Raw genomic sequence first — 23,316 nt, 5'->3', positions numbered from 1 at the left:
ATGAAACAAACGCTGCGCGTGACCGTGCAACAAGGTCTGCGATGGGGGGTGTGTCTGCTGGCTTGCGCAGGCGCAGCCGCCTGGGCGCAAACCCCACCGCCGATCCGGATTTTGGTGGGCGCACCGGCCGGGGGCACCACCGACACCATGGCCCGTGCACTGGCACAGGCACTGGGCCAACAGCTGGGACGCACGGTGTTGGTAGACAACAAAGCTGGCGCCGGAGGCAATCTGGCTGCCGAGGCTGTGGCCAAGGCCGCACCCGATGGCAACACCTTGCTCATGAGCTTCACCAGCCACGCCATCAACGCCTCTTTGTACCCTTCCTTGCCCTTCGATCCGGTCAAGGACTTCACCCCGCTGACCATGGTGTCCACCTCGCCTTCCATGCTGGTGGCCAACCCCAAGCTGCCGGTCAAGAATGTCGCCGAGCTGATCGCCTTGGCCAAGGCCAAACCAGGCCAGCTGAACTTTGCGATCGGGGCCATGGGCTCGTCGCTGCATCTGGCAGGTGATGCTTTCAAGATGAAATCGGGTGTGTACATCGTCAACATCCCTTACCGCGGCACGGCGCCTGCGGTGCAAGACGTGCTGGCCGGACAGGTGGAATTGATGTTTGCCGCCATTGGCAACGTCCAGGCGCACATCAAAGCGGGCAAGCTCAAGGCGCTGGGTGTCACGAGCACCAAACGTCTGGCCGCTTATCCCGATGTGCCCGCCATGGCCGAAACCTTGCCCGGCTATGAGTCCAGCGCCTGGTTTGGCCTGTTTGGGCCGGGGCGCATGAGCCCTGAATTGACCAAGCGGCTGGCCGATGCGGCACGCGCCGCTGTGCAGGCACCCGAGGTCAAGCGCCGCATCGAAAACGAAGGCGCCACGCCTGTGGGCAACAGCCCCGAAGAGTTCGCCCGTTTTGTGGACAGCGACATCGTGCGCTGGCGCGCCGTGGTGCAGTACGCAGGAGCCAAACCCGAATGAGCACAAACGTGATGCCGCCGCAAACCCTGGCGCAAAAACTCATTGCCCGCGCCGCAGGCCGCTCCCATGTGGCTGTGGGCGAGGTGGTCACCTGCAATGTGGACCTGGCCATGTTCCATGACTCGTCGGGCCCCCGGCGCTTGAAACCCATGCTCGATGAACTAGGCGCAGAAATTTGGGACAAAAACAAAGTCGTGCTGGTGCTGGACCACTATGTACCCGCACAAGACGCCGATGCGCAAAAAATCATCCAGATCACCCGCGACACTGCCAAACAATGGCAGCTGCCGCATGTGATCGACAGTGAAGGCATTTGCCATGTAGTCTTGCCGGAGCGCGGCCATTTGAAGCCCGGCATGTTTTGCGTGGGCGGCGACTCACATTCGCCCACTGGCGGCGCGTTTGGCAGCTACATGTTTGGCATTGGGGCGACCGAAATGCTGGGCGTGTGCGTGACGGGGCAGATCTGGGTCCAGGTGCCACGCACCTTGCGCATGCACTGGTGGGGCCGCCTGCAAGCGGGTGTGTCGGCCAAAGACATGATGCTGCACATGATCGGTCGCTTTGGCATGAATGGTGGCCAATACCAGGCGGTGGAGTTTTCCGGCGGTGCCGTGCAGGCCCTGTCCATGGCTGAGCGCATGACCCTGTCCAATATGAGTGCCGAGATGGGGGCGCAGGCAGGCTTGATCGCCGCTGACGCCACCACCGTGAACCATCTGCAGTCGATGGGCGTTTCGGCCGAGCATTTGGCCGATGCCGACCAGTGGTTCACTGACGATGAGGCCGAATTCGAGCAATTCATGTTTGACGCCGCGCGCCTGAGCCCCCAAGTGGCCGCGCCACACAGCCCGGCCAACACGCGGGACGTGGCCGATTTTTCAGACATCCACCCCAACATCGCCTACATCGGTGCCTGCACGGGGGCCAAGCTCGAAGACCTGCGCGCTGCGGCTTCGGTGCTCAAGGGCCAGCGCGTCGCGGCGGGTGTGCAGCTCCTGGTGGCCCCGGCCAGTGCCCGCGAACAAGCCCAGGCCACCCAAGAAGGCGTGATGCAGATCCTGCAAGACGCTGGGGCCACCCTCTTGCCCAACAGCTGCGGCGCGTGCGCCGGTTATGGCGCGACTTTCCCGGAAGGGGCTACTGTGATTTCGAGCACCGCCCGCAACTTCAAGGGCCGCATGGGCCCGGCCAGCGTGAACGTCTATTTGGCATCGCCCTACACCGTGGCGGCCTCGGCCTTGCGCGGGCGCATCAGCGATGCACGCGAGGTGCTGGCATGAAGCCGAGCAGTTTCCAAAATGCAAGAGTTTGGCGCTTGGGTGCCGATGTGGACACCGACGTGCTGGCGCCAGGCGCCTACATGAAGCACGGCCTGGACGTGATTGGCCTGCATTGCCTGGAGGCGGTGCGTGCCGACTTTGCCTCGGGTGTGCAAGCGGGCGATGTGCTGGTGGCCGGGGCCAACTTTGGCATTGGCTCCTCACGCGAGCAGGCGGCAGGGGTATTGCGCCACCTGGGCCTGGCGGCGGTGATCGCGCCGTCGTACAGCGGCCTGTACTTCCGTAATGCTTTCAATCTGGGCCTGTTGCTGCTGACCTGCCCCGAGGCCGAGAAGATCGAAGAAGGCGAGCGAGTGGCTTTGCAGTTTGACGGCGATACGCCGCAGGTGATGCGTGCCAACGGCCAGGTTTTGGCTTGCGCGGCCATCCCCGACTTTCTGATGGACATGGTCGATGCAGGCGGTTTGCTGCCTTTGCTCAAGAATAGAAAACAAGGATGAACCCGATGGTTTCAGCTTCTCAAACACCCGTTGCCATCAACCCGGTGACTGACCCGGTGATGGACCCGGTGATGGACCCGGTGACCCTGGCCGTGCTGCGCGGCCGACTCGAACAAATCGCCGACGAGATGGACGCGACGCTGTACCGCAGCGCCTTCAACCCCATCATTGCCGAGGCGCACGATGCGTGCCACGGTCTGTACGACGCCATCACCGGCGACACCCTGATCCAGGGCAAGTCGGGTTTGCCGGTGTTTGTGGGTGCCATGGCTTTTGCCGTTCGCGCAGCCATGCGCGTGGCCGCTGAGCGCGGCGGCATGCAGCCGGGTGATGTGTGGTTGTTCAACGACCCGTATGAGGGCGGCACCCACGCCAACGACTTCAAGCTGGTCAAGCCCTGCTTTCGCAATGGGCAGCTGTATTGCTTTTTGGCCTCGGCCGCGCACTGGCACGATGTGGGCGGTGCGGTGCCTGGCAATTACAACCCGGCTGCGACCGAGTGCTGGCAAGAAGCGGTTCAGATCCCGCCGGTGCGCATCTTGCGCGGCGGTGTGCTCGATGACGATGTGCTGGCCATCTTGCGCGCCAACACCCGCCTGCCCGACAGCCTGTGGGGTGACCTGAACGGCCAGCTGGCGGCGCTCGAATTGGGTGCGCGCCGCTTGGACGGCTTGCTCGACGAATACGGCGACGCCAAAGTGGCCCAAGCGCTGGTGGAGTTGCGCACCCGCGCTGTGCGACTGATGCGCTCGCACATCACCAGCCTGCCCGATGGCCGCTACAGCTTTGAAGACGTGCTGGACAACGACGGCGTGAAAGACGAGCTGCTGACCATCGCACTCGACATGACCGTGGCCGGTGACCGCTTGACGCTGGACTTTTCGCGCACCTCGGCGCAGTGCGCCGGGCCGGTGAACATCTCACGCGCCACAGCAGTGGCCGCTTGTTATGTGGCTTTGAAGCATGTGTTCCCCGACGTCCCCGCCAACGCGGGTGTGCTCGATGCGGTCGACTTTGTCATTCCCGATGGCTTGGTCATCAGCGCCTCGCGTCCGCGTCCGGTGGGCGGCTACACCGAAACGATTTTGCGCATGATCGACGTGATCTTCAGCGCCACGGCCTTGGCCGACCCGCAGCGGGCGGTGGCCCATGCTTACGGCACCATCAACGCCTTGTCGATCGCGGGGCACCGCACCGACGACAAACGCAAAGGCCAGCGCTGGGTGATGTTCAGCTTCTTTGGCGGCGGACACGGTGGCCATTCGGACGGCGATGGCCTGTCGCACGGCAACGCGCCCATTTCTACGGCCACGATCCCGCCCATGGAAATTCTCGAAGCGGCCTACCCGGTGCGCTTCACCCAATGGGCCTTGCGCCCCGGCTCGGGTGGCGATGGCCAGCACCGGGGCGGTTTGGGCGCGATTTACGAGATTGAATTGCTCGAAGACAGCGCTGAGGCCTTCATCTTTGGCGAGCGCGGCAAGTCGGCGCCTAAAGGCATTCACGGCGGACAACCTGCACTGCCTAACGTGTTTGAGTATTGCCAAAACGGCGAGTGGAAAACACCACCCATGGTGTCCAAGATGCTGGGCATCCATTTGAAAAAGGGCGACCGCGTGCGCCTGCAAACGCCTGGCGGTGGCGGCTGGGGCACTCCCGCTGAGCGCACAGAAAAAGACCGCACCAATGACGCGGCACTCGGTTACACCAAGGAACAAGCATGAGCGAGCAGTCTGTGAATCAAGCCCATTGGGTGGTCGGCGTGGACGTGGGCGGTACGTTCACCGACCTGTTTGTGTTGGATGAAAAAACCGGCCAGGCCCGCATTGTCAAAGTGCCCTCGACCCGGGGCGAAGAAGCCCGGGGCTTCATGAACGGCATCGCCAAAGTGACCGGGGTCACCGGTGCCGAAGGGGCCAAAGACATTGCCACCATCGTGCACGGCACCACCGTGGGCACCAACGCCTTGCTGGAACGCAAGATCGCCCGCACCGGCATCATCACCACACGCGGCTTTCGCGATGTGCTGGAAATGCGCCGCCGCGACCGCCCGCAAACCTGGGGCCTGCGCGGCAGCTACACGCCGGTGGTGCCGCGTGCTTGGCGCTTGGAAGTCGACGAGCGCGTGCTGGCCGATGGCCAACTGCATACACCGGTGAATCTGGTGCAAGTGCGCGAGCAAGCCCGCGCTTTGCTGGCCGAAGGCTGCGAGGCCGTGTGTGTGTTCTTTGTGCACGCCTATGCCAACCCCGGCAACGAACAAGCCGCTGTGGCCGCTGTGCGCGAGATTTGGCCCAACAGCTATGTGACGGCGGCCAGCGAAGTGCTGCCCGAAATCCGCGAGTTTGAGCGCTGCTCGACGGCCACCCTGAACGCCGCCTTGCAGCCTGTCGTGGGCAGTTATTTGCAGCGCCTGGATGGTGATTTGCGTGCCCAGGGCTTCGGCGGTGAACTCTTGATCGTGCAAAGCAATGGTGGCGTGATGTCGCGCGAGACCGTCTGCGATGTGCCGGTGCGCACAGCCCTGTCGGGCCCGGCGGCAGGCGTGATGGCTTGTGCCGAAATCGCCCGCGCTTCGGGCTTTGAAAACGTCATCACCGGCGACATCGGCGGCACCTCGTTTGACGTGTCGTTGGTGGCGGGTGGCGAAGCCGCACTGGCGGCGCAAACCTCCATCGAATTTGGCCTGGTGGTGCGCTCGCCCATGATCCAGATCGAGACCATCGGGGCCGGGGGCGGCTCGATCGCTTCGGTCGATGCAGGCGGCATGCTGCAAGTGGGCCCCGAGTCGGCCGGCAGCATTCCCGGCCCGGCCTGCTACGGGCGCGGCAACACCCGCCCCACCTTGACCGACGCCAACGTGCTCTTGGGTCGCATCGCGGCCGACCGGCCTTTGGGCGGCGGTTTGTTGCAGGCGCTGAACTCGGGCTTGTCTGAACAAGCCATCACCCAGCATGTGGCCGAGCCTTTGGGCTTGACGGCTCTGGCCGCAGCCGAGGCGATTTTGACAGTCGCCAACGCCCGCATGGCTGGCGCGATCCGCGTGGTGTCCATCGAGCGCGGCCACGATCCACGCCAGTTTGCCTACATGCCTTTTGGTGGCGGTGGCGGCTTGCATGTGTGCGCCATGATGCGCGAGGTGGGCGTGACCACCGGCATCGTGCCGCGTTACCCAGGCGTGACTTCGGCCTTGGGCTGCGTGATGGCCGACATGCGCCACGACGCGGTGCAGACACTGAACGTGACCCTGTCCGATGTGGCCTGGCCCGAGTTGCTGCAACGTGTGGACGCACTGGCCGAGGCTTGTCAGGTGCGTTTGGATTCTGCCGGTGTGAACTTTGTGCGGGTGGACGAAGTCATCAGCTTTGACATGCTCTACATGGGCCAGACCCACACGCTGCAAGTGCCCGTGAAGCGCGAAGCTTTGAATGCAACCGGTTTGCTGGCCGCGTTTGAAGCGGCTTACCAGCACGCCTTTGGCCGCGTGCTGCAAGGCCCGGTGATCCGCGTGATGAACCTGCGTTATGCGCGTATCGGGCGTCGTCCCAAGTTCGATTTGGCGGTGCTGGCCCCGCAAGGCGAGGGCAGTACCACCCCGGTGGGTGAGCAACAGGTTTACCACCAGGGCCAATGGTGGACAGCCCAGCGCTACGAGCGCCTGAGCCTGCCCGTGGGCACCGTGGTGCAAGGCCCGGCGATTTTGGAGCAACCCGACACCACGGTGTGGTTGGAGCCAGGCTTTGAAGGCCGGGTCGACAAATTGGGTAACTTGTTGGTGGAGCGCACCGAGTGACCTTGCGTCTGTATGTTGCAGATCGGCAATCGAAGACCCCGGCACCTCTGCGCGAGCTCGCAGGGCCTGTGTGGACCTCATTGGCGAAGCCAACCATGTCGGACTCTTCGAGTACCGACCTACGACCAGTGTGCCGTCTAGTAGGTCGGTGGTCGAAGACCCCGACATTTCTAAGCGAACCCGCGACGCTTGTGTGGACCTCACAGGTGAATCCAGCCATGTCGGACTCTTCGAGTACCGACCTACGACCAGTGTGCCGTCTAGTAGGTCGGTGGTCGAAGACCCCGACATTTTTACGCGAACCCACGATGCTTGCGTGGACCTCACAGGTTAATCCAACCATGTCGGACTCTTCGAGTACCGACCTACGACCAGTGTGCCGTCTAGTAGGTCGGTGGTCGAAGACCCCGACATTTCTGTGGGGACCTACGCCCACCGAGCATAGAGGTCCGACCAATAAGTGACAGGAGTAAAGCGCATGAACTTGAAGAACGCCAAACTGGGCATGGTCATCGTGGACCTGCAAAACGATTTTCTGGCGCCCGACGGCGCCTATGCCCGGGGCAACACCCTGAGCGCCGAAGCCGTGAAGCTGCCTGAGCGCATGGCCCCGGTGGCGCGCGCCATCAAAGGGCGTGGCGGTTTGGTCACGGCCAGCCTGTTCACCCTGTGGCCCGATGCGCAGGGCGAGCCCATGATCTCGGCGCACCTCAAAGAGCGCCGCCCGTTTTTGCGCAAGGGCGACTTTGCGCCGGGCAGCCGGGGGCAGGCCAATGTGGATGTGTTGGCCCCGTTGGTAGATGTGTCGGTGTTCAAGGTGGCGTATTCGGCCTTCTTCAACACGCAACTCGATTGGGTGCTGAAAAAATCGGGCATCGACACGCTGGTGGTGTGCGGCATCGTGACCAATGGCGGCGTGGCCAGCACGGTGCGCGATGCGCATGTGCGCGATTACCACGTCATCGTGTTGTCGGACGGTTGCGCGGCCTTCAGCGACGCCGCGCACCAGGCGGCCCTGGACGACATGGCTTCGGTGGGCGAGGTGATGGACAGCGCCACTTTTTTGAAGCAACTGGGCTGAAGTCATGACTGCCACGCTGGCACACACACGGGCACACATTTGTCCGGCCTCTGATTTGCAGGCCGATGACCACATGCCGGTGGTGATTGTGGGCGGTGGGGCCTGTGGCCTCACGGCGGCGCTGGCTTTGCACCGCATGGGCGTGGAGTGTGTGGTGCTGGAGCGCGACGCGTTTGCTGCGGGCTCCACGGCTTTGTCTTCGGGCTTCATCCCGGCCCCCTGCACGCAGACGCAACAAGCGCAAGGCATCACCGACAGTGTGGAAGCTTTTGCCGCCGACATCCAGGCCAAGGCACACGGGCAGGCTGCGCCGCACCTGGTGCAGGCCTATGCCCAAAACATTGGTCCAGCTATGGACGCGTTGGCCGAGCATCACGGCCTGCCCTGGCAAGTACTGGACAATTTTTTGTACCCCGGCCACAGCGCTCACCGCATGCACGCTGTGCCCGAAAAAACCGGGGCCGGTTTGATGAGCCGCCTGCAAGCCGCTGCCGATGCTGCAGGTGTGGTGGTGCTCACGCAAGCTCAAGTGACCGAGCTGTGGGCCGATGAAGCGCAGCGCATCCAAGGCGTGGGGTTTGTCCGGCCCGATGGCCAGACCGAGCGCATCCGCTGCGATGCGGTGCTGCTGGCTTGCAACGGTTTTGGTGGGGCCACGGCCATGGTGAAAGACCTGCTGCCCGAGATGGCCGAGGCCACCTATGCCGGCCATGTGGGCAACGATGGCAGCGCCATCGCCTGGGGCCAACAGCTGGGCGCACGCCTGGCCGATTTGGGCGCTTACCAGGGCCACGGCTCTTGGGCCGTGCCGCAAGGCGCTTTGATTTCGTGGGCGCTGATGATGGAAGGCGGCGTGCAGATCAACGCCCAAGGCCAGCGCTTTCACGACGAGACCCAGGGCTACTCCGAGGCGGCGGTGCATGTGCTGGCGCAGCCGGGCGGTGTGGCCTGGAATGTGTTTGACGATGCACTGCTGGCGTTTGCGCAAGGGTTTCCGGACTTTGTGGCGGCTCAAGGCGCGGGCGCGGTACAGCATGCGGCAGATGCGAATGCACTGGCGCAACTGATCGGCTGCCCGCCAGATGACTTGCTAGCCACTTTGAATGCGGTGCAGCCCGGTACCGACCCGGCCACGGGACGCACGTTTCAACGCGCCTTGCAAGCCCCGTTCCATGCGATCAAAGTCACCGGTGCCTTGTTCCACACCCAAGGCGGCCTGGACATCGACGCGCACACCCGTGTGCTGCGCCAAGACGGCACGCCCTTGCCCAACCTGCTGGCGGCAGGCGGCGCAGCGCGTGGCGTGTCGGGCCAAGCGGTCTGGGGTTATTTGTCGGGCAACGGTTTGCTCAGCGCCATTGCGGGTGGTCACATCGCCGCACACAACATGCAACAAATTTTGAAGGACACGCCATGAGCCAGCACACCACCTTGGCCCAACGCCTGCAGCAACCTCAGGCCCTGCTGGCCCCCGGTGTCTACGACGCACTCACCGCATTGGTGGCCCAGCAGGCCGGATTCGAAGCGCTGTATTTGTCAGGCGCATCGATTGCCTACACCCGCCTGGGCCGCTCGGACATCGGTCTGACCACCGCCACCGAAGTGGCGCAGACCCTGGCCCACATCACCGACCGGGTGAACATTCCGGTCATCGTGGACGCCGACACCGGCTTTGGCAATGCGCTCAACACCCAGCGCACGGTGCGTGACTTCGAGCGCGCCGGGGCCGCGATGATCCAGATCGAAGACCAGACTTTCCCCAAACGCTGCGGGCACCTGGACGGCAAGGGTGTGGTGCCGGTGACCGAGATGCAGGGCAAGCTGCGCGCCGCACTCGATGCCCGCCACGATAAAAACACCTTGATCCTGGCGCGCACCGATGCAGTCGCCGTGGAAGGCCTGGATGCCGCACTGGAGCGGGCCGAGCGCTATCTGGAATGCGGCGTGGATGCGCTCTTCATTGAAGCGCTCAGGTCTGACGAGCAGATGAACCGCGCCTGCGCGCAGTTTGCAAACCGTGTGCCACTGCTGGCCAACATGGTCGAGGGTGGCAAAACGCCGGTGCAAAGCGCAGCCGAACTGGGCGAGCGGGGTTTCAAGATCGTGATCTTCCCGGGCGGCACAGCGCGGGCGGTGCTGCACACGCTGCAAGGCTATTACGCCAGCTTGCACACCCACCAGACCACGCGCCCATGGCAAGATCAGATGCTCGATTTCGATGGCCTGAACGCGGTCATCGAAACCCCTGCTTTGCTGGCGCAGGGGCAGCGTTACGAAGGAGGGCGGGAGCCATGAGCCAAGCTGTGACATTGCGCGGTTTGCAAGTGGGCGACATTGGTTGGGTGGCGCACCGCCAGGGCATTTTGTATGCGCAAGAATATGGCTGGGATGGCACCTTCGAGGCTCTGGTGGCCGAGATTGCAGCGCAATTCGTGAAGAACTTTGACCCCGCATGGGAGAACGCGTGGATCGCCGAATGCGACGGCCGCATTCTGGGCTCGGTGTTCCTGGTCAAGGTGTCTGAGCAGGAAGCCAAGTTGCGCCTGCTTTATGTGGAGCAAGAGGCGCGAGGCACAGGACTCGGGCGACGCCTGACCCATGAATGCATCGCCTTTGCTCGGACCCATGGGTATCAAAAGTTGAGTTTGTGGACCAACGACATCCTGCGTGCGGCCCGCCGAATTTACCAAGAGGCCGGATTTTTGCTGGAATCAGAAGAGCCGCACCATTCGTTTGGTGTCGACTTGATCGGGCAGTACTGGATGCTGAATCTTCAAACCCCTCATTCACAAGGAAGCGTTTCATGAGTATTTTTTCAAGTGCTTGGCATCGCCTTTGCCTCTTGTCCTTGCTGGCTTTGGGCTCAACGCTGGTTCAGGCGCAAGCGCCTTACCCCAGCCAGCCGATCAAAATCATCGTTCCCTTCACGCCGGGCACCGGTATGGACACCATTGCCCGGGCCATCGCGCCGCGCTTGAGTGAACGCCTGGGGCAACCCGTGGTGGTGCAAAACCAAGCGGGTGCCAGCGGCAATATCGGTTCAGACGCCGTGGCCAAATCGGCTCCGGATGGCCACACTTTGTTGATCACCGCCAACACCATGCTCATGGCCACGCAGATGAGCCAAAAAACCAACTTTGACCCGGTCAATGACTTTGCGCCGGTGGGCATGACCGCTTATGGCACCTTGATGTTGGTGGCGAATCCCAAAACAGGCTTCAAAACAGCCAGCGATCTGGTGCGCGCCGCCAAAGCCCAGCCGGGACGCCTGAGTTTTGGTTCGCCGGGTGTGGGCACCCCCCACCACATGGCCATGGAATTGTTCAAACTCGAAACAGACACCTTCATGCTGCATGTGCCCTACCGGGGGACAGCGGGCTACACCCAGGATTTGCTGGGCGGTGAACTGCAGGTCGGATTTTTGCCGGTGCATGTGGCGGCCGGTTTTGTCAAAAGTGGCCGCCTGGTGGCCTTGGCCGTGGGAAGCCAGAAACGCCATCCGGTGGCGCCGGATGTGCCCACTTTTGCCGATGTCGGTATTCAACGCATCGATGTGGACCTTTGGTACGCCTTCTTTGCGCCCAGCAAAACACCTGCATCGGTGGTGGCACGTCTGAACAACGAGATCTCGGCCATCGTGCGGCAAAACGACATCAAGGAATTGCTGGCCCGCGCTGGCATGGATGCCAGTGCCTCAACGCCTGCAGAGTTGGCAGCGGTTGTGGCCAAAGATTATCCGCGCTGGGGTCGTGTGATCCGGTCCAAGCAGATTTCATCCGATTAACCGGCATTCAGGAGCGCATTGCCATGACAGATCGTTCAGCAGATATTGCCATCGTGGGCGGGGGCATTGGTGGCCTGGCCTTGGCCTTGCATTTGCATCGCCGGGGTGTGGTGTGTGATGTGTATGAGGCCGTCTCGCAGGTTCGTGAGATCGGTGTGGGCATCACCTTGCTGCCCCACGCGATGCGGGAGCTGGCTGCTTTGGGGCTGGCCGACGCGGTCGAGGCTGCGGGCATCGAGAACTACGAAAGCGTTTTCTACAACCGTTATGGCCAATTCATTTACGGTGAATTGCGGGGCCGTCATGCGGGTTATGCCCTGCCCGAGGTGGGCATCCACCGTGGCAAGCTTCACAGGATCTTGTGGGATGCGGCCGTTGATCGACTGGGTGCCGACAGGGTGCACACGGGGCACCGTTTTGCGCAGATGGACCCAAGTGACGCTGGCGTGACGCTGTCTTTCACCGATCCTCAAGGCCACAATCTGCCCGCTGTGCACGCCCGTGTGATAGTGGCGGCCGATGGCGTCAATTCGGCGGTACGCCGGGTTTTTTACCCGGATGAAAAAGTAGCCTTCAATGGCATCAACACATGGCGAGGCGTCACGCGCCACAAGCCGATCCTGACCGGCAAGAGTTACATGCGGGTGGGCTCCATCGACACCGGCAAGATGGTCATATATCCGATTGCCAACAACCTCGATGGTGACGGCATGCAATTGATCAACTGGGTAGCGGAGATCGGCTTGCAGCAAGAAAGCCCCAACGACTGGAACCGCCAAGGCCGTCTGGAAGACGTGTTGCCCTTGTTCAAGGACTGGACGTTTGACTGGCTCAATGTGCCCGAATTGATCGCCCAGGCCGAGTCGATCCTGGAGTACCCGATGGTGGACAAAGATCCGATTCCACAATGGACCTTTGGGCGCGTGAGCTTGTTGGGCGATGCCGCTCACCCCATGTACCCGCGTGGCTCCAATGGTTCAGCCCAGGCCCTGGTCGATGCCCGCACCCTGGCCGATGAACTGGCCAACACCCCGGCAGGTGGGGATCTGGTGCAGGCTTTGCATCGCTACGAGGATGTACGCAGGCCTTTGACCACCCAGGTGGTCTTGACCAACCGCAGCACCCCGCCCGATTTCATCAACATCAAGGTTGATGAGCTGACGCAGGGCCGTCCTTTCGGGCACATTGACGAGGTCATCAGCCAGGCCGAGCTGCGCAAGATATCGGACGACTATAAACAGATTGCCGGTTTTTCACTGGAAACGATGCCTGGCAGCAAGTGAACATCTTGCGCGCCGGGGTACTGGGGCCTTGCTGTCCCTTGTGTGCGCATTGAAACCGCCATCACTGTTGTAGATTTCGATGGACTCAGGCCATCCAAGCGCATGGAGACAAACATGGACAGAAGAAACTTTTTTCAAAACAGCGCCCTGGTGACCACCGGCGCGTTGGCCGGTTGCGCTTTGCCGGGCGTGGCTCAGAACCAGGTGAAAACCCCGTTTTCGGTGCCCGCGACTTACATCCCGATTGAGGGCACGGACGAGATGTACCCGGTGCGCCGTATTTATTGCATCGGCCGCAATTACGCCGCCCACGCCCGTGAGATGGGTTCGGACCCCACGCGTGAACCGCCGTTCTTTTTCCAGAAACCCACCGATGCCATCCAATACGTGAAGGCAGGCACCGTTGGGGACCACCCTTATCCCCCACTCACCAAAAATTACCACTACGAGGCCGAGCTGGTCGCGGTGCTGGGCAAGGGCGGGCGCAACATCCCCAAAGACAAAGCGCTGGCACACGTCTACGGCTACACGCTGGGCCTGGACATGACCCGCCGTGATTTGCAGCGTGGCATGGGAGACCAGAAAAAGCCCTGGGAAATCGGCAAGAGCTTTGACCAGTCCGCGCCCATCGGCGCCATCCGCAAGGTGGCGCAGTCAGGCCATTTTGAGCAAGGCAGCATCTGGCTCAAGGTCAACGGGGTCATGAAACAAAACGCCAATCTGAACCAGATGATCTGGTCGGTGGCCGAGCAGATTGCGCAATTGTCTGAGGCATTCGAATTGTTCCCGGGTGACATCATCTATTCAGGCACGCCAGAAAACGTGGGCCCGGTGGTGCGCGGCGATGTGATCGAGATGCACATCGATGGCTTTCCCAACCTGAGCGTCAAGATCGTTTGACCCTTGGCACGCCAGTTCAGAGCGACATGCCAAGCTGGCGTGAATGTCGCGTCTGTCAGGGCGGCAATCCACAGGTCCGATCGAAACGGCGCATGTCCTCAGTGCCTTGATCACGAAGGCTCATGCCTGTGCCGTCCTGTGGCTTGGGGTCTGAACGTACAACAACGCTGAGCGAGCATGGCGTCCGGCATTCAAGAACAGCATGTTTTTGCCAGCCGAGTCTAAAAGCACCAAAAAGCTGTTTATAATCTCGATCCTGACGGCGCAAGCCATCAAGGTGATATAGCTCAGTTGGTTAGAGCGCAGCATTCATAATGCTGATGTCGGTGGTTCAAATCCACCTATCACCACCAAGACACCATCCAAGGCCGTTCATTGACATCCAGTGAACGGCCTTTTTCATTGGGAAATGAGAGAGGGGTGTCCAGTTTTTGGAATTTGTCTGGGCCAAGTTGCTGCCCCTTGATCTTGTCAAAATCCCCGCCCTCACAAGACCTCTGACTGTGCGGTAAGGTCAGGGCATGAATCAACAAGGATGGATGCACGGTCTTCGCCTCGGTGGGCGCCAGTTGTGGCGTGACTTGCGGGCGGGTGAACTGCGGCTTTTGATGCTTTCTGTCGCACTCGCAGTGGCGGCGCTCACGGCGGTCGGGTTTTTGGCCGACCGCCTGCAAAACGGTTTGTGGCGCGACGCCCGCCAATTGCTGGGGGGTGACGCGGTGGTCGTCAGCGACCAGGCCACACCGGCAGCGTTCGTGCAACAGGCCCAAAAACTGGGCCTGGTGACCAACACCAATGTCAGCTTTCCCACCATGGCGCGCGCTTTGGCCGAGCAGGGCGGGGCCAGTCGCCTGGTGGCGCTCAAAGCCGTCGAATCGGGGTATCCCTTGCGCGGGCGTCTTGATCTGTCGCCCTCAGCACCTCCTCAGGCCTTGCCTGCTTCGGGCGAAGTCTGGGTGGACCCGGCTTTGCTTGAAGCCTTGAACTTGCAAACCGGTCAGATGCTGGGCTTGGGCGAGCGCCGTTTTCGCATCGCCGCAACCATCCTGCGTGAGCCCGATCGGGGTGCCGGGTTCATGAGCTTTGCCCCCCGGGTGATGATGAACGCCGCAGATCTGGCTTCCACCGGACTGGTGCAACCGGCCAGCCGCGTGACCTGGCGCATGGCGGTGGCTGGTGAGGGCGCTTTGGCCGATCGTTTTGTTCAGTGGGCGCGTGCTGAATCAGAGCAATCCCGGGTTCGCGGCGTGCAGATCGAGTCGCTGGACAGTGGCCGCCCGGAAATGCGTCAAACGCTCGACCGCGCCTCGCAGTTCTTGAATTTGGTGGCGCTGCTGGCGGCGCTGTTGTGCGCCGTTGCTGTGGCTTTGGCGGCCCGCAGTTTTGCGGAGCGCCAGCTCGATGCCTGTGCCTTGCTGCGCGTCTTGGGTCAAAGCCAGCGCACACTCACATTGAGTTATGGCCTGGAATTCATGGGCGCCGGGCTGTTGGCCAGCGCCTTGGGGGTGTTGGCAGGGTATGGCGTGCACCTGGTTTTTGTGCAATTGCTGGCGGGCCTGGTGGATACGCAATTGCCTGCGCCCTCGGTGCAACCTGTGCTCATGGGGCTGGCCATGGGCCTGACTTTGCTGGTCGCTTTTGGCTTGCCGCCAGTGCTGCAACTGGCCCAGGTGCCCCCACTGCGGGTCATTCGGCGTGATCTGGGCCAATTGCAGGCCCGCTCGGGTCTGGTGCTGGTCATGGGTTTGTTGGGTTTTGCGGCCACGCTGCTCATGGTCAGCCGCAGCTGGACGCTGGGGCTCATCACCGTGGGTGGTTTTGCCGTGGCATTGCTGGTGTTTGCGGGCTTGGCGGCGGTGGCCTTGTGGCTGTTGCGGCGCACGGTGCCCAGTGAGCAAGCACCTCGCTGGCTGCGACTGGCGACCCGCCAAGTGGCGGCGCGTCCAGTGTTTGCGGTGGTGCAGGTCAGCGCCTTGTCGGTGGGCTTGCTGGCGCTGGCCTTGCTGGTCTTGCTGCGCACTGATCTGGTGGCCAGCTGGCGGCAGGCCACACCAGCCAATGCGCCCGACCGCTTTGTCATCAATGTCCAGCCCGAACAAGCGCAAGACTTTTTGGCACATTTGCACAATGCTGGCGTGCAGTCGCCCGACTGGTTCCCCATGATCCGGGGGCGACTGGTGGCCATCAATGGCCGCGATGTGGGGCCGGGCGATTTTGCAGAGGATCGGGCCAAACGCCTGATTGACCGTGAAATCAACCTCTCTCACACAGCCGAGCTGCCCAGCCACAACACCTTGTTGGCAGGTCGCTGGGTGCCTGAAGAAACCGATGGTGTCAGCGTCGAATCGGGCATTGCCCAGACCTTGGGCCTCAAGCTGGGTGACCAACTGCGCTTTGACATCGCCGGGCAACTGCGTGAAGCCCGCATCACCTCGCTGCGCAAGGTCGACTGGGCGTCCATGCGGGCCAACTTTTTCATGTTGTTCCCTGTCGCAGACATGCCCGATTTGCCCATGACTTACATGGCGGCCTTTCGCACCCCGCAAGATGCCCCGGGTTTTGATAACGCATTGGTGAACCGCTTCCCCAACATCACCAGTGTCGATTTGCGCAGCACCTTGGGCCAAATTCAACGCGTGATGGATCAGGTCATCCGGGCCGTGGAGTTTTTGTTTGCCTTCACCCTGGCGGCGGGCGTCATGGTTTTGCTGGCGGCCGTGGGCGCGAGTCGGCAAGCGCGTGAACGCGAATACGCCATCATGCGGGCACTGGGCGCCGGGCGAGCCCTGCTGGCCCAGGTGCAGCGCACCGAGCTGTTGGGCATTGGCTGGCTGGCCGGGTTCATGGCCAGCGGCATGGCGCTGGTGGTCGGCTGGGCCTTGGCGCGCTATGTGTTTGAGTTTGACTGGCAGCCGCCCTTGTGGGCGCCTTTGCTGGGTGGTGCAGTGGGCGCTTTGCTGGCCTGGGCTGCGGGCAGCCTCAGTCTGGCCGGGGTGCTGCGTCAGCCTGTGATGCACACATTGCGGCAAGCTGCCGAGTAAGCCGATCCCGTCACAATACAAGCTTATGGACATCGAAGAAAAACCACCGTTTGACACCCCCTTCGAGTGGGTTGGAGGAGAAGCCCAGGTGCGTGCGCTGGTGGAGCGGTTTTATGACCTGATGGACCTGGAGCCCGACTACCAGGCCTTGCGTGCCAGCCATGGCAGCTCCTTGCAGGCGGCTCGGGACAAATTGTTCATGTTTTTGTGCGGCTGGTTAGGCGGTCCGGACCTCTACGTTGAGCGCTTTGGTCACCCCCGTTTGCGCATGCGTCACATGCCGTTTTCCATTGGCATTCTGGAGCGCGACCAATGGCTGGCCTGCATGAACCAAGCCATGGGCGAAGTCCAAGTCGACCCTGTGCTGCGTGAACGTTTGAACAAAAGTTTCTTTCAAACCGCCGACTGGATGCGCAATCGCGGCGCCTGAACTTGCAGGCCTTCTCCTTCTCTGATCAGGATATTTTGTGAAAATCAACTCGCTGCAAGACCTCAAGCAGGTTCAGAAAAAGCTGGCCGAAGCCCATGCGCTGGCGCAAGCCCAAGCTGAAGCGCTGGCTGCGGCGGCTCGTCAGCGTGAAGCCGAAAGCAACTTGTTCGCACGCGCGGTGGGCGTAGTCAAACGCATGCCCGACCCCGACCAGGTCAGCATGGCGCCCGCAGCACCGGCACCTGTGGCCCTGCAGCGCCAAAAAGACGAAGAAGCGGTATTGCGCGACGCACTCAGTGATGAATTCGATGCCAGCACCTTGCTCGACACCGACGAAGCCCTGAGTTTTCGCAGGCCCGGCATTGGGCGCGATGTGACGCACAAACTGCGCAAAGGCGACTGGTCCATTCAACGAGAAATCGACCTGCACGGCCTGCGCAGCGATGAAGCCCGACTTGCCTTGGCCGAATTCATCCGCATGGCTCACCGCCAAGGCCTGCGGTGCCTGCGCGTGGTGCACGGCAAAGGCTTGGGCTCACCTGGCAAAACCCCCGTGCTCAAATCCAAAGTCCACAGCTGGCTGGTCCAAAAAAACCAGGTCATGGCCTTCGTCCAGGCCAAACCCGCCGAAGGCGGGGCAGGGGCTTTGGTGGTGCTGCTCAAACCCGGTAATTAATCGGAATCTGACCCCCATTAAATTTAATGGGGGTCAGACTCCGATTTTTGGCGCTTGTGTGCTCAGCTGGGGCGTTGGGCTGGGGGGCATTTGACCTCTAGCAGTGTTTGCTGCCCCTGGTCATCTCGGCGCATGGCGCTCAGGCAGCCTCCCCAGACGCAGCCCGTGTCCAGGGCCCATACATTGGGTCTATCCAGTTTGCCCAAGGTGGACCAGTGCCCAAAGGCCACGGTCAGACCAGCCGTTTGCCGACCGGGCACATCAAACCAGGGCATGAAGCCAGCGGGTGCGGTGTTGGCACCTTCTTTGGCTGCGAATTCCATCACGCCATCGGCAGAGCAAAACCGCAGCCGGGTGAGCGCATTCACGATTACCCGCAAACGGCTCATACCCGTTAAATCATCTTGCCAAGCAGCGGGTTCATTGCCATACATCTGGTGCAAAAAAGCAGGCAATTCAGGGCCACGCAACACCTGCTCCACCTCTGCGGCCAGTGTCAGGGTTTGCGACGCCGTCCAACTTGGCAGCACACCGGCATGCACCATCAGCACATCGTGCGCCCAGATGGCCATGCGTTGGTGGCGCAACCAATCGAGCATGGCACTGCGGTCCGGTGCTTGCAAAATGCCGTCCAGTGTGTCCATCGGCTTGATGCGGCCAGCCCCTGCTGCCACCGCCAGCAAATGCAAGTCATGGTTGCCCAGCACACATTGCACTGATCCGCCAAAAGCCATCAAGCGCCGCAACACCCCCGCAGAATCAGGTCCACGGTTGACCAGATCGCCAAGCACAAACAAGGTGTCCCGACTTGGCGAAAAGTCTACCTGCCCCAACAAGCGCGCCAATGGGGCATCGCAACCTTGAATATCACCGACCCAATAAATAGACATGTCCACCTCTCGCTCCAATTGTGCGGCATTGGCCACCGTGTAAGGATGGCCGCGCTGAACACACCATGACAGCATGCTGAGCAAGGTCCGGACGAACCACGCGCCTTTTGTGCATCAGCCCCGTCAACCCCGTCAGTCCTATCGGCCCCGTCATCCTTGGCACAATAGTGACCATGGATTTTTTATTGATCGTTTTCCTCACCTTGCTCAATGGTGTGTTTGCCATGTCCGAGCTGGCCTTGGCGTCCAGTCGCAAGGCGCGTCTGGCCGCCATGGAGGAGGCGGGCGACAAAGGGGCTCAAGCGGCCATCCAGTTGCTGCAAGAACCCACGCAATTTTTGTCCACTGTGCAAGTGGGCATCACCTCGATTGGCGTACTCAATGGCATTGTGGGAGAAGCCGCTTTCAGTGCCAGCCTGGCTGCCAGGTTGGTGGGGTGGGGCTTGACCGCGTCGGTGGCCAGCATCACCGCCACTGCCATCGTCGTCACGCTTATCACCTTCACCACCATCATTTTTGGTGAACTGGTGCCCAAACGCATTGGCCAGCTTTATCCCGAAGCCGTGGCGCGGCAAGTGGCCAGGCCCATGGCATGGCTGGCCAAAGCCGCAGGGCCCTTCGTCAAACTGCTTTCACTGTCCACCCAAGGCATGCTCAAACTCATGCGCATTGACAGCCAAGGCAATCGTGCGGTGACCGAAGAAGAAATCACCGCCAGCCTCGAAGAAGGGGTTGATGCCGGCTTGATCGAAGAGCACGAGCACCAAATGGTACGCAACGTCTTTCATTTGGATGACCGTGCACTGACTTCGATGATGACGCCGCGCAGCGACATTCAATGGCTGGAGGCCGGCCTCACAGCCCAGCAGGCCATGGCCCGTATCAACCAGATGCGCCAGCAGGGAAACCACTCGTGGTATCCCGTGTGTCGGGAAGATTTGGGCCATGTGGTCGGCGTCATCAGCGTGTCGCACCTTCTGGCTTTGCCCCCGGCAGACGCACATGCACTGGAACACCACGCCCATCCAGCCCATTTTGTGCCCGAAACCCTGACCGGCATGGAGTTGTTGGAGCAAATGCGTGACCAATCCAGCCGCATGCTGTTTGTTGTCGATGAATACGGCGAAGTCCAAGGGCTGCTCACCCCTCTGGATTTACTGGAGGCCATCACCGGCGAGCTCAAACCAGAAACCCAAAACGAAGCCTGGGCCACCCAGCGTGCAGATGGCAGTTGGTTGCTTGACGGACTCATGCCCGTGAATGAACTTAAATCGCGACTGGACATCAAGGAATTGCCCGCCGAAGACAAGAACCGTTACAACACCCTCGCGGGCTTGCTCATGTATGTATTGGGGCAATTGCCAGCAACGGGCGAGCAAATTGAACTGGATGAATGGGTTTTTGAAGTGGTCGATCTCGATGGCAGACGCATCGACAAAGTATGGGCTCAGCGCAACAAACAACTGGGCAATGCATCACAAGAAGCGCCATTTGAAATCTGATGGATATTCAATATTTGTTGACAGACCCAGTCTGCAAACACAGCAAGAGCCGACCTGTAGATCGTGCGAAACTGATAAAAATGCGAATGATTTGTTTGGTTCAAATAGTGCTGAACATAAAAAATAATAGAGTTGACGACTGGTTGGAAACCGGTCTATTCAAAAAAATAATAACCTATGAAATATTTGATGTATATTTCAGCTTTCATATTTCTAATCAGGAGTTCTCATGACCCAAAGCTACAAAGAATTATTGGCGCAACGTGAAGCCTTGGAGCTCGCTATTGCCCAAGCTCGACAGAATGAAATTTCCAGTGCTGTTGCCAAAGTGCGCGAATTGGTGGCTGAGTATGGCCTGACAGCCCAAGACATTTTCCCCGGACGTGGTGGCAAGTCGGCCAGCCCTAAAGCTGTCAGCAAAGTGGCAGCCAAATATCGTGATCCTGCAACAGGCCAGACCTGGACAGGTCGGGGCAAAGCGCCCAAATGGATTGAAGGTCAAGACCGCACACCATTCATGATTGCTTGAGTTTGATCAAACTCAAAAACTTCCAATTTCCCGGCAAGCACATGTTGAAAGTGAAGCTTTGATGCATGTTTTATGATGGGTTTTCGGATTGCTCAAACCCCGCGCATGCGGGGTTTTTTCTTTTTGCAATACCAATTTTTCCGACACAGCCAAAGTTAAAATCTATAAACAGAAGTGTTTAAATAGCGTTCGCATGACCCCCACGCCAGAGACAACAAAATCCATTTTGAGTGAAAGCGCTAGCCTCGGCCGCTGGTACTTGGCCTATACCAAGCCCCGCCAAGAGCAAATTGCCCACACCAACCTGGAACAGCAAGCCTTTGAAGCTTATTTGCCGCTGTATAAAAAATTCAAGAAAACAGAACAAGGCCCGATCGCACAGTTTGAACCCATGTTTCCACGCTATATTCTGTTTCGCCCGAGTAAAACAGAGCAAAGCATCTCCGTCGTGCGCAGCACCAAAGGCGTGGCCTCCATTGTGCGTTTCGGCTTTGAGCCAGCGCTTTTGCATGACGATCTGGTACAGCGCATACGGCAGCTTGAACAAGATCGCAACCATGCCACCTTGCAGGAGCTGAGCAACCTCAAAGTCGGGCAAGCGGTCCGGCTCAAACACAACGCGCTGGGTGGTATCGAAGGACTCATTCAAAACGTCTCCAGTAAACGCGTTGCTGTCTTGCTTGAAATTCTCGGACGGCCCACCGTGGTTCAAGTCGAACATCACCAAGTCGAGCCCACCAACAGCTGACCGTTCTGTAAAGCCACTAAAATCCACCACCCCCTTTATCTGCGCCATCACTTGTCTTCCACGCCTGCATCCAAACAACCCCAACACATCGCCATCATCATGGATGGCAACCGGCGTTGGGCCAAAAAGCGTTTCATGCCCGCAGCCCTGGGCCATGCCGCAGGTGCCAAGCGTGTGCGAGACATCGTCAAAGCCTGCTCCGCACTGGGTGTGTCGCAGTTGAGTTTGTTTGCCTTCAGCACCGAAAACTGGAAACGCCCCGAAGAAGAAGTCAGCAGCCTCATGAGCCTGTTCATGACCTACTTGCAAAAAGAGATCGACAACATGAACGCCAACGGCGTTCGGCTCAAAGTGGTGGGAGACACCGCACGCTTTGCCCCATCATTGCAAGAACTCATTGTCAAAGCCGAAGCGCAGACCGCAGGCAATACGGCCATCACCGTCAACATCTGCGCCAATTACGGGGGGCGCTGGGACATGATCCAGGCAGCACAAGCCTGGCAAAAAGCCCACCCCGATCTGACGCTGCAAGACATGACCGAAGAAGGCCTGTCGGCCCACCTCAGCACCCCGCACGCTCCTGAGGTCGATCTGCTCATCCGCACTGGTGGCGAATCGCGTGTGAGCAACTTCATGCTCTGGCAAGCCGCCTATGCAGAACTCTTCTTCACCGACGACCTGTGGCCTGATTTTTCTCCGGAGCGCCTGAAAGAGTCCATTGAATGGTTTGCGGGGAGAGACCGGCGATTTGGGTCATCTGCGCCGTTGTAATCCTGATAAAACAATCAAAATTGTCATAAAAAAGAATTGTAGATTCTCAAAAAGAATACTTAAATATTCAAATTAAGAATCTGATGATTCTTAATAAGAATACAATCCGAGACTTTTTTGACAAGGCTCTCAGGATTTTTGCACCACAATCGTGCATTGTCCTTTTCATCATGTCTGCAATGTAAGCATTGCTGGACTGCGGTAGCCTGAGGAATTCAAAAAATAGTCTTGGGTAAACCCACATTCTCACCATGAAAAATCGCAAAGGCATCATCCTCGCTGGCGGCTCTGGTACACGTCTGTACCCTGTCACCCAGGCCGTGAGTAAACAACTCATGCCGGTCTACGACAAGCCCATGGTCTATTACCCATTGACCACGCTCATGCTGGCAGGCATCAAAGACGTTCTGCTCATCAGCACACCCCAGGACACCCCTCGCTTTACAGAACTGTTGGGGGATGGCAGCCAATGGGGCATGAACATCCAATACGCCGTGCAACCCAGCCCCGATGGCTTGGCCCAAGCCTTCATCATCGGTAAAGACTTTGTCGGCAACGACCCCAGTGCCCTCGTCTTGGGCGACAACATTTTTTATGGCCATGACTTGGTCAAGCTGCTGGGCAGTGCCCACCAGCGCAGCGCAGGCGCCAGCGTGTTTGCCTACCATGTGCATGATCCAGAGCGATACGGCGTGGTCGACTTTGACGACCAACAACGCGCACTGAGCATTGAAGAAAAACCCAAAGCCCCCAAAAGCAACTACGCCGTTACGGGCTTGTATTTTTATGACCAGCAGGTGTGTGACATCGCAGCAGACATCCAGCCGTCGCACCGTGGCGAGCTGGAAATCACCGACGTCAACAAACGCTACCTCGAGCTGAATCAGCTCAACGTCGAAATCATGGGCCGAGGCTATGCCTGGCTCGACACCGGCACACACGACAGCTTGCTCGAAGCCGCAGGTTTCATTGCAACCTTGCAAAAACGCCAAGGCCTCATGGTCGCCTGCCCAGAAGAAATCGCGTTCCATCAAAAATGGATCAATGCCGAAGCCGTGCAAAACCTCGCGCAACCTTTGGCCAAAAACGGTTACGGCCAATACTTGTTGAACTTAATCAAATAAACC

At 60.0% G+C, this 23,316-nt stretch carries 21 protein-coding genes and 1 tRNA gene; 21 read left to right on the top strand and 1 reads right to left on the bottom strand.

Annotated elements, in window-relative coordinates; translation table 11 throughout:
* The 16 genes from B9Z51_RS09755 to B9Z51_RS09675 all read left to right on the top strand — a co-directional run bounded on the left by B9Z51_RS09755 (nt 1) and on the right by B9Z51_RS09675 (nt 17,749).
* The gene (locus B9Z51_RS09755; RefSeq protein WP_108374065.1) at nt 1-978 is read left to right on the top strand and encodes a tripartite tricarboxylate transporter substrate binding protein; all 978 of its coding nucleotides are present in this window, start codon (nt 1-3) and stop codon (nt 976-978) included.
* Nucleotides 975-2,261, top strand: a complete 1,287-nt coding sequence (locus tag B9Z51_RS09750) for a 3-isopropylmalate dehydratase large subunit (RefSeq protein ID WP_199227499.1) — start codon at nt 975-977, stop codon at nt 2,259-2,261. Before B9Z51_RS09755 ends, B9Z51_RS09750 begins: the two co-directional genes overlap by 4 nt.
* Complete coding sequence (locus tag B9Z51_RS09745; RefSeq protein WP_108374063.1) at nt 2,258-2,761, top strand: 3-isopropylmalate dehydratase; 504 nt, start codon at nt 2,258-2,260, stop codon at nt 2,759-2,761. Before B9Z51_RS09750 ends, B9Z51_RS09745 begins: the two co-directional genes overlap by 4 nt.
* 59 nt (nt 2,762-2,820) lie before the next feature.
* Nucleotides 2,821-4,485, top strand: coding sequence for a hydantoinase B/oxoprolinase family protein (locus tag B9Z51_RS09740; protein ID WP_199227517.1), 1,665 nt, complete (start codon nt 2,821-2,823; stop codon nt 4,483-4,485).
* Complete coding sequence (locus B9Z51_RS09735) at nt 4,482-6,554, top strand: hydantoinase/oxoprolinase family protein (protein ID WP_108374061.1); 2,073 nt, start codon at nt 4,482-4,484, stop codon at nt 6,552-6,554. Before B9Z51_RS09740 ends, B9Z51_RS09735 begins: the two co-directional genes overlap by 4 nt.
* 478 nt (nt 6,555-7,032) lie before the next feature.
* Nucleotides 7,033-7,635 (top strand): cysteine hydrolase family protein, encoded by a 603-nt coding sequence (locus B9Z51_RS09730; protein ID WP_108374059.1) that lies wholly within the window; start codon nt 7,033-7,035, stop codon nt 7,633-7,635.
* A 4-nt stretch (nt 7,636-7,639) separates the two neighbouring features.
* Nucleotides 7,640-9,052, top strand: coding sequence for an FAD-dependent oxidoreductase (locus B9Z51_RS09725; protein ID WP_108374057.1), 1,413 nt, complete (start codon nt 7,640-7,642; stop codon nt 9,050-9,052).
* Nucleotides 9,049-9,930, top strand: a complete 882-nt coding sequence (locus B9Z51_RS09720) for an oxaloacetate decarboxylase (protein WP_108374055.1) — start codon at nt 9,049-9,051, stop codon at nt 9,928-9,930. The genes B9Z51_RS09725 and B9Z51_RS09720 overlap by 4 nt, the downstream gene beginning before the upstream one ends.
* Nucleotides 9,927-10,442 carry a GNAT family N-acetyltransferase gene (locus tag B9Z51_RS09715; RefSeq protein ID WP_108374053.1) on the top strand — a complete coding sequence of 172 codons (516 nt, stop codon included), beginning with the start codon at nt 9,927-9,929 and terminating at the stop codon, nt 10,440-10,442. The genes B9Z51_RS09720 and B9Z51_RS09715 overlap by 4 nt, the downstream gene beginning before the upstream one ends.
* Complete coding sequence (locus tag B9Z51_RS09710; RefSeq protein ID WP_108374051.1) at nt 10,439-11,419, top strand: tripartite tricarboxylate transporter substrate binding protein; 981 nt, start codon at nt 10,439-10,441, stop codon at nt 11,417-11,419. The genes B9Z51_RS09715 and B9Z51_RS09710 overlap by 4 nt, the downstream gene beginning before the upstream one ends.
* A gap of 23 nt (nt 11,420-11,442) precedes the next feature.
* Complete coding sequence (locus B9Z51_RS09705) at nt 11,443-12,702, top strand: flavin-dependent oxidoreductase (protein WP_108374049.1); 1,260 nt, start codon at nt 11,443-11,445, stop codon at nt 12,700-12,702.
* A 114-nt stretch (nt 12,703-12,816) separates the two neighbouring features.
* Nucleotides 12,817-13,602, top strand: a complete 786-nt coding sequence (locus tag B9Z51_RS09700; protein WP_233254897.1) for a fumarylacetoacetate hydrolase family protein — start codon at nt 12,817-12,819, stop codon at nt 13,600-13,602.
* Between the two features lie 276 nt (nt 13,603-13,878).
* Nucleotides 13,879-13,955: transfer RNA gene (locus B9Z51_RS09690), tRNA-Met, on the top strand.
* A gap of 168 nt (nt 13,956-14,123) precedes the next feature.
* Nucleotides 14,124-16,643, top strand: coding sequence for an ABC transporter permease (locus B9Z51_RS09685; RefSeq protein WP_108374043.1), 2,520 nt, complete (start codon nt 14,124-14,126; stop codon nt 16,641-16,643).
* A 25-nt stretch (nt 16,644-16,668) separates the two neighbouring features.
* Nucleotides 16,669-17,073, top strand: coding sequence for a group II truncated hemoglobin (locus tag B9Z51_RS09680; protein WP_108374041.1), 405 nt, complete (start codon nt 16,669-16,671; stop codon nt 17,071-17,073).
* Nucleotides 17,074-17,110: 37 nt separating this feature from the next.
* Nucleotides 17,111-17,749, top strand: coding sequence for a Smr/MutS family protein (locus tag B9Z51_RS09675; RefSeq protein ID WP_108374039.1), 639 nt, complete (start codon nt 17,111-17,113; stop codon nt 17,747-17,749).
* Nucleotides 17,750-17,811: 62 nt separating this feature from the next.
* On the opposite strand, the gene B9Z51_RS09670 is transcribed toward B9Z51_RS09675, so the two are convergent.
* Nucleotides 17,812-18,639 carry a symmetrical bis(5'-nucleosyl)-tetraphosphatase gene (locus tag B9Z51_RS09670; protein WP_108374919.1) on the bottom strand — a complete coding sequence of 276 codons (828 nt, stop codon included), beginning with the start codon at nt 18,637-18,639 and terminating at the stop codon, nt 17,812-17,814.
* A 173-nt stretch (nt 18,640-18,812) separates the two neighbouring features.
* On the opposite strand from B9Z51_RS09670, the gene B9Z51_RS09665 reads away from it, so the two are divergent.
* From B9Z51_RS09665 to rfbA, 5 genes are all read left to right on the top strand, one after another.
* Nucleotides 18,813-20,141, top strand: coding sequence for a hemolysin family protein (locus tag B9Z51_RS09665; protein WP_108374037.1), 1,329 nt, complete (start codon nt 18,813-18,815; stop codon nt 20,139-20,141).
* Between the two features lie 229 nt (nt 20,142-20,370).
* Nucleotides 20,371-20,670: an H-NS histone family protein gene (locus B9Z51_RS09655; RefSeq protein WP_108374033.1), complete on the top strand. Its 300-nt coding sequence runs from the start codon at nt 20,371-20,373 to the stop codon at nt 20,668-20,670.
* A gap of 88 nt (nt 20,671-20,758) precedes the next feature.
* Entirely contained in the window at nt 20,759-21,418 is a 660-nt protein-coding gene (locus tag B9Z51_RS09650; RefSeq protein ID WP_233254896.1) for a transcription termination/antitermination protein NusG, read from the top strand.
* A gap of 51 nt (nt 21,419-21,469) precedes the next feature.
* Entirely contained in the window at nt 21,470-22,189 is a 720-nt protein-coding gene (gene uppS, locus B9Z51_RS09645) for a polyprenyl diphosphate synthase (protein WP_255419299.1), read from the top strand.
* Between the two features lie 251 nt (nt 22,190-22,440).
* A complete protein-coding gene (gene rfbA / locus B9Z51_RS09640) occupies nt 22,441-23,313 on the top strand; it encodes a glucose-1-phosphate thymidylyltransferase RfbA (RefSeq protein WP_108374027.1) in 873 nt (290 codons plus the stop codon).
* Nucleotides 23,314-23,316 lie beyond the last annotated feature (3 nt).

This window comes from Limnohabitans sp. T6-5, assembly GCF_003063315.1.
GTDB lineage: Bacteria > Pseudomonadota > Gammaproteobacteria > Burkholderiales > Burkholderiaceae_C > Limnohabitans_A.
The sequence above is the reverse complement of the archived record's forward strand: the minus strand, read 5'-3'. Positions and strand labels throughout refer to the sequence as shown.

Bases quoted from the DNA above. Each gene is read 5' to 3' on its own strand.
- B9Z51_RS09755 (WP_108374065.1), top strand. From the start codon at position 1: ATGAAACAAACGCTGCGCGTGACCGTGCAACAAGGTCTGCGATGGGGG.
- B9Z51_RS09750 (WP_199227499.1), top strand. From the start codon at position 975: ATGAGCACAAACGTGATGCCGCCGCAAACCCTGGCGCAAAAACTCATT.
- B9Z51_RS09745 (WP_108374063.1), top strand. From the start codon at position 2,258: ATGAAGCCGAGCAGTTTCCAAAATGCAAGAGTTTGGCGCTTGGGTGCC.
- B9Z51_RS09740 (WP_199227517.1), top strand. From the start codon at position 2,821: ATGGACCCGGTGATGGACCCGGTGACCCTGGCCGTGCTGCGCGGCCGA.
- B9Z51_RS09735 (WP_108374061.1), top strand. From the start codon at position 4,482: ATGAGCGAGCAGTCTGTGAATCAAGCCCATTGGGTGGTCGGCGTGGAC.
- B9Z51_RS09730 (WP_108374059.1), top strand. From the start codon at position 7,033: ATGAACTTGAAGAACGCCAAACTGGGCATGGTCATCGTGGACCTGCAA.
- B9Z51_RS09725 (WP_108374057.1), top strand. From the start codon at position 7,640: ATGACTGCCACGCTGGCACACACACGGGCACACATTTGTCCGGCCTCT.
- B9Z51_RS09720 (WP_108374055.1), top strand. From the start codon at position 9,049: ATGAGCCAGCACACCACCTTGGCCCAACGCCTGCAGCAACCTCAGGCC.
- B9Z51_RS09715 (WP_108374053.1), top strand. From the start codon at position 9,927: ATGAGCCAAGCTGTGACATTGCGCGGTTTGCAAGTGGGCGACATTGGT.
- B9Z51_RS09710 (WP_108374051.1), top strand. From the start codon at position 10,439: ATGAGTATTTTTTCAAGTGCTTGGCATCGCCTTTGCCTCTTGTCCTTG.
- B9Z51_RS09705 (WP_108374049.1), top strand. From the start codon at position 11,443: ATGACAGATCGTTCAGCAGATATTGCCATCGTGGGCGGGGGCATTGGT.
- B9Z51_RS09700 (WP_233254897.1), top strand. From the start codon at position 12,817: ATGGACAGAAGAAACTTTTTTCAAAACAGCGCCCTGGTGACCACCGGC.
- B9Z51_RS09685 (WP_108374043.1), top strand. From the start codon at position 14,124: ATGAATCAACAAGGATGGATGCACGGTCTTCGCCTCGGTGGGCGCCAG.
- B9Z51_RS09680 (WP_108374041.1), top strand. From the start codon at position 16,669: ATGGACATCGAAGAAAAACCACCGTTTGACACCCCCTTCGAGTGGGTT.
- B9Z51_RS09670 (WP_108374919.1), bottom strand. From the start codon at position 18,639: ATGTCTATTTATTGGGTCGGTGATATTCAAGGTTGCGATGCCCCATTG.
- B9Z51_RS09665 (WP_108374037.1), top strand. From the start codon at position 18,813: ATGGATTTTTTATTGATCGTTTTCCTCACCTTGCTCAATGGTGTGTTT.
- B9Z51_RS09655 (WP_108374033.1), top strand. From the start codon at position 20,371: ATGACCCAAAGCTACAAAGAATTATTGGCGCAACGTGAAGCCTTGGAG.
- rfbA (WP_108374027.1), top strand. From the start codon at position 22,441: ATGAAAAATCGCAAAGGCATCATCCTCGCTGGCGGCTCTGGTACACGT.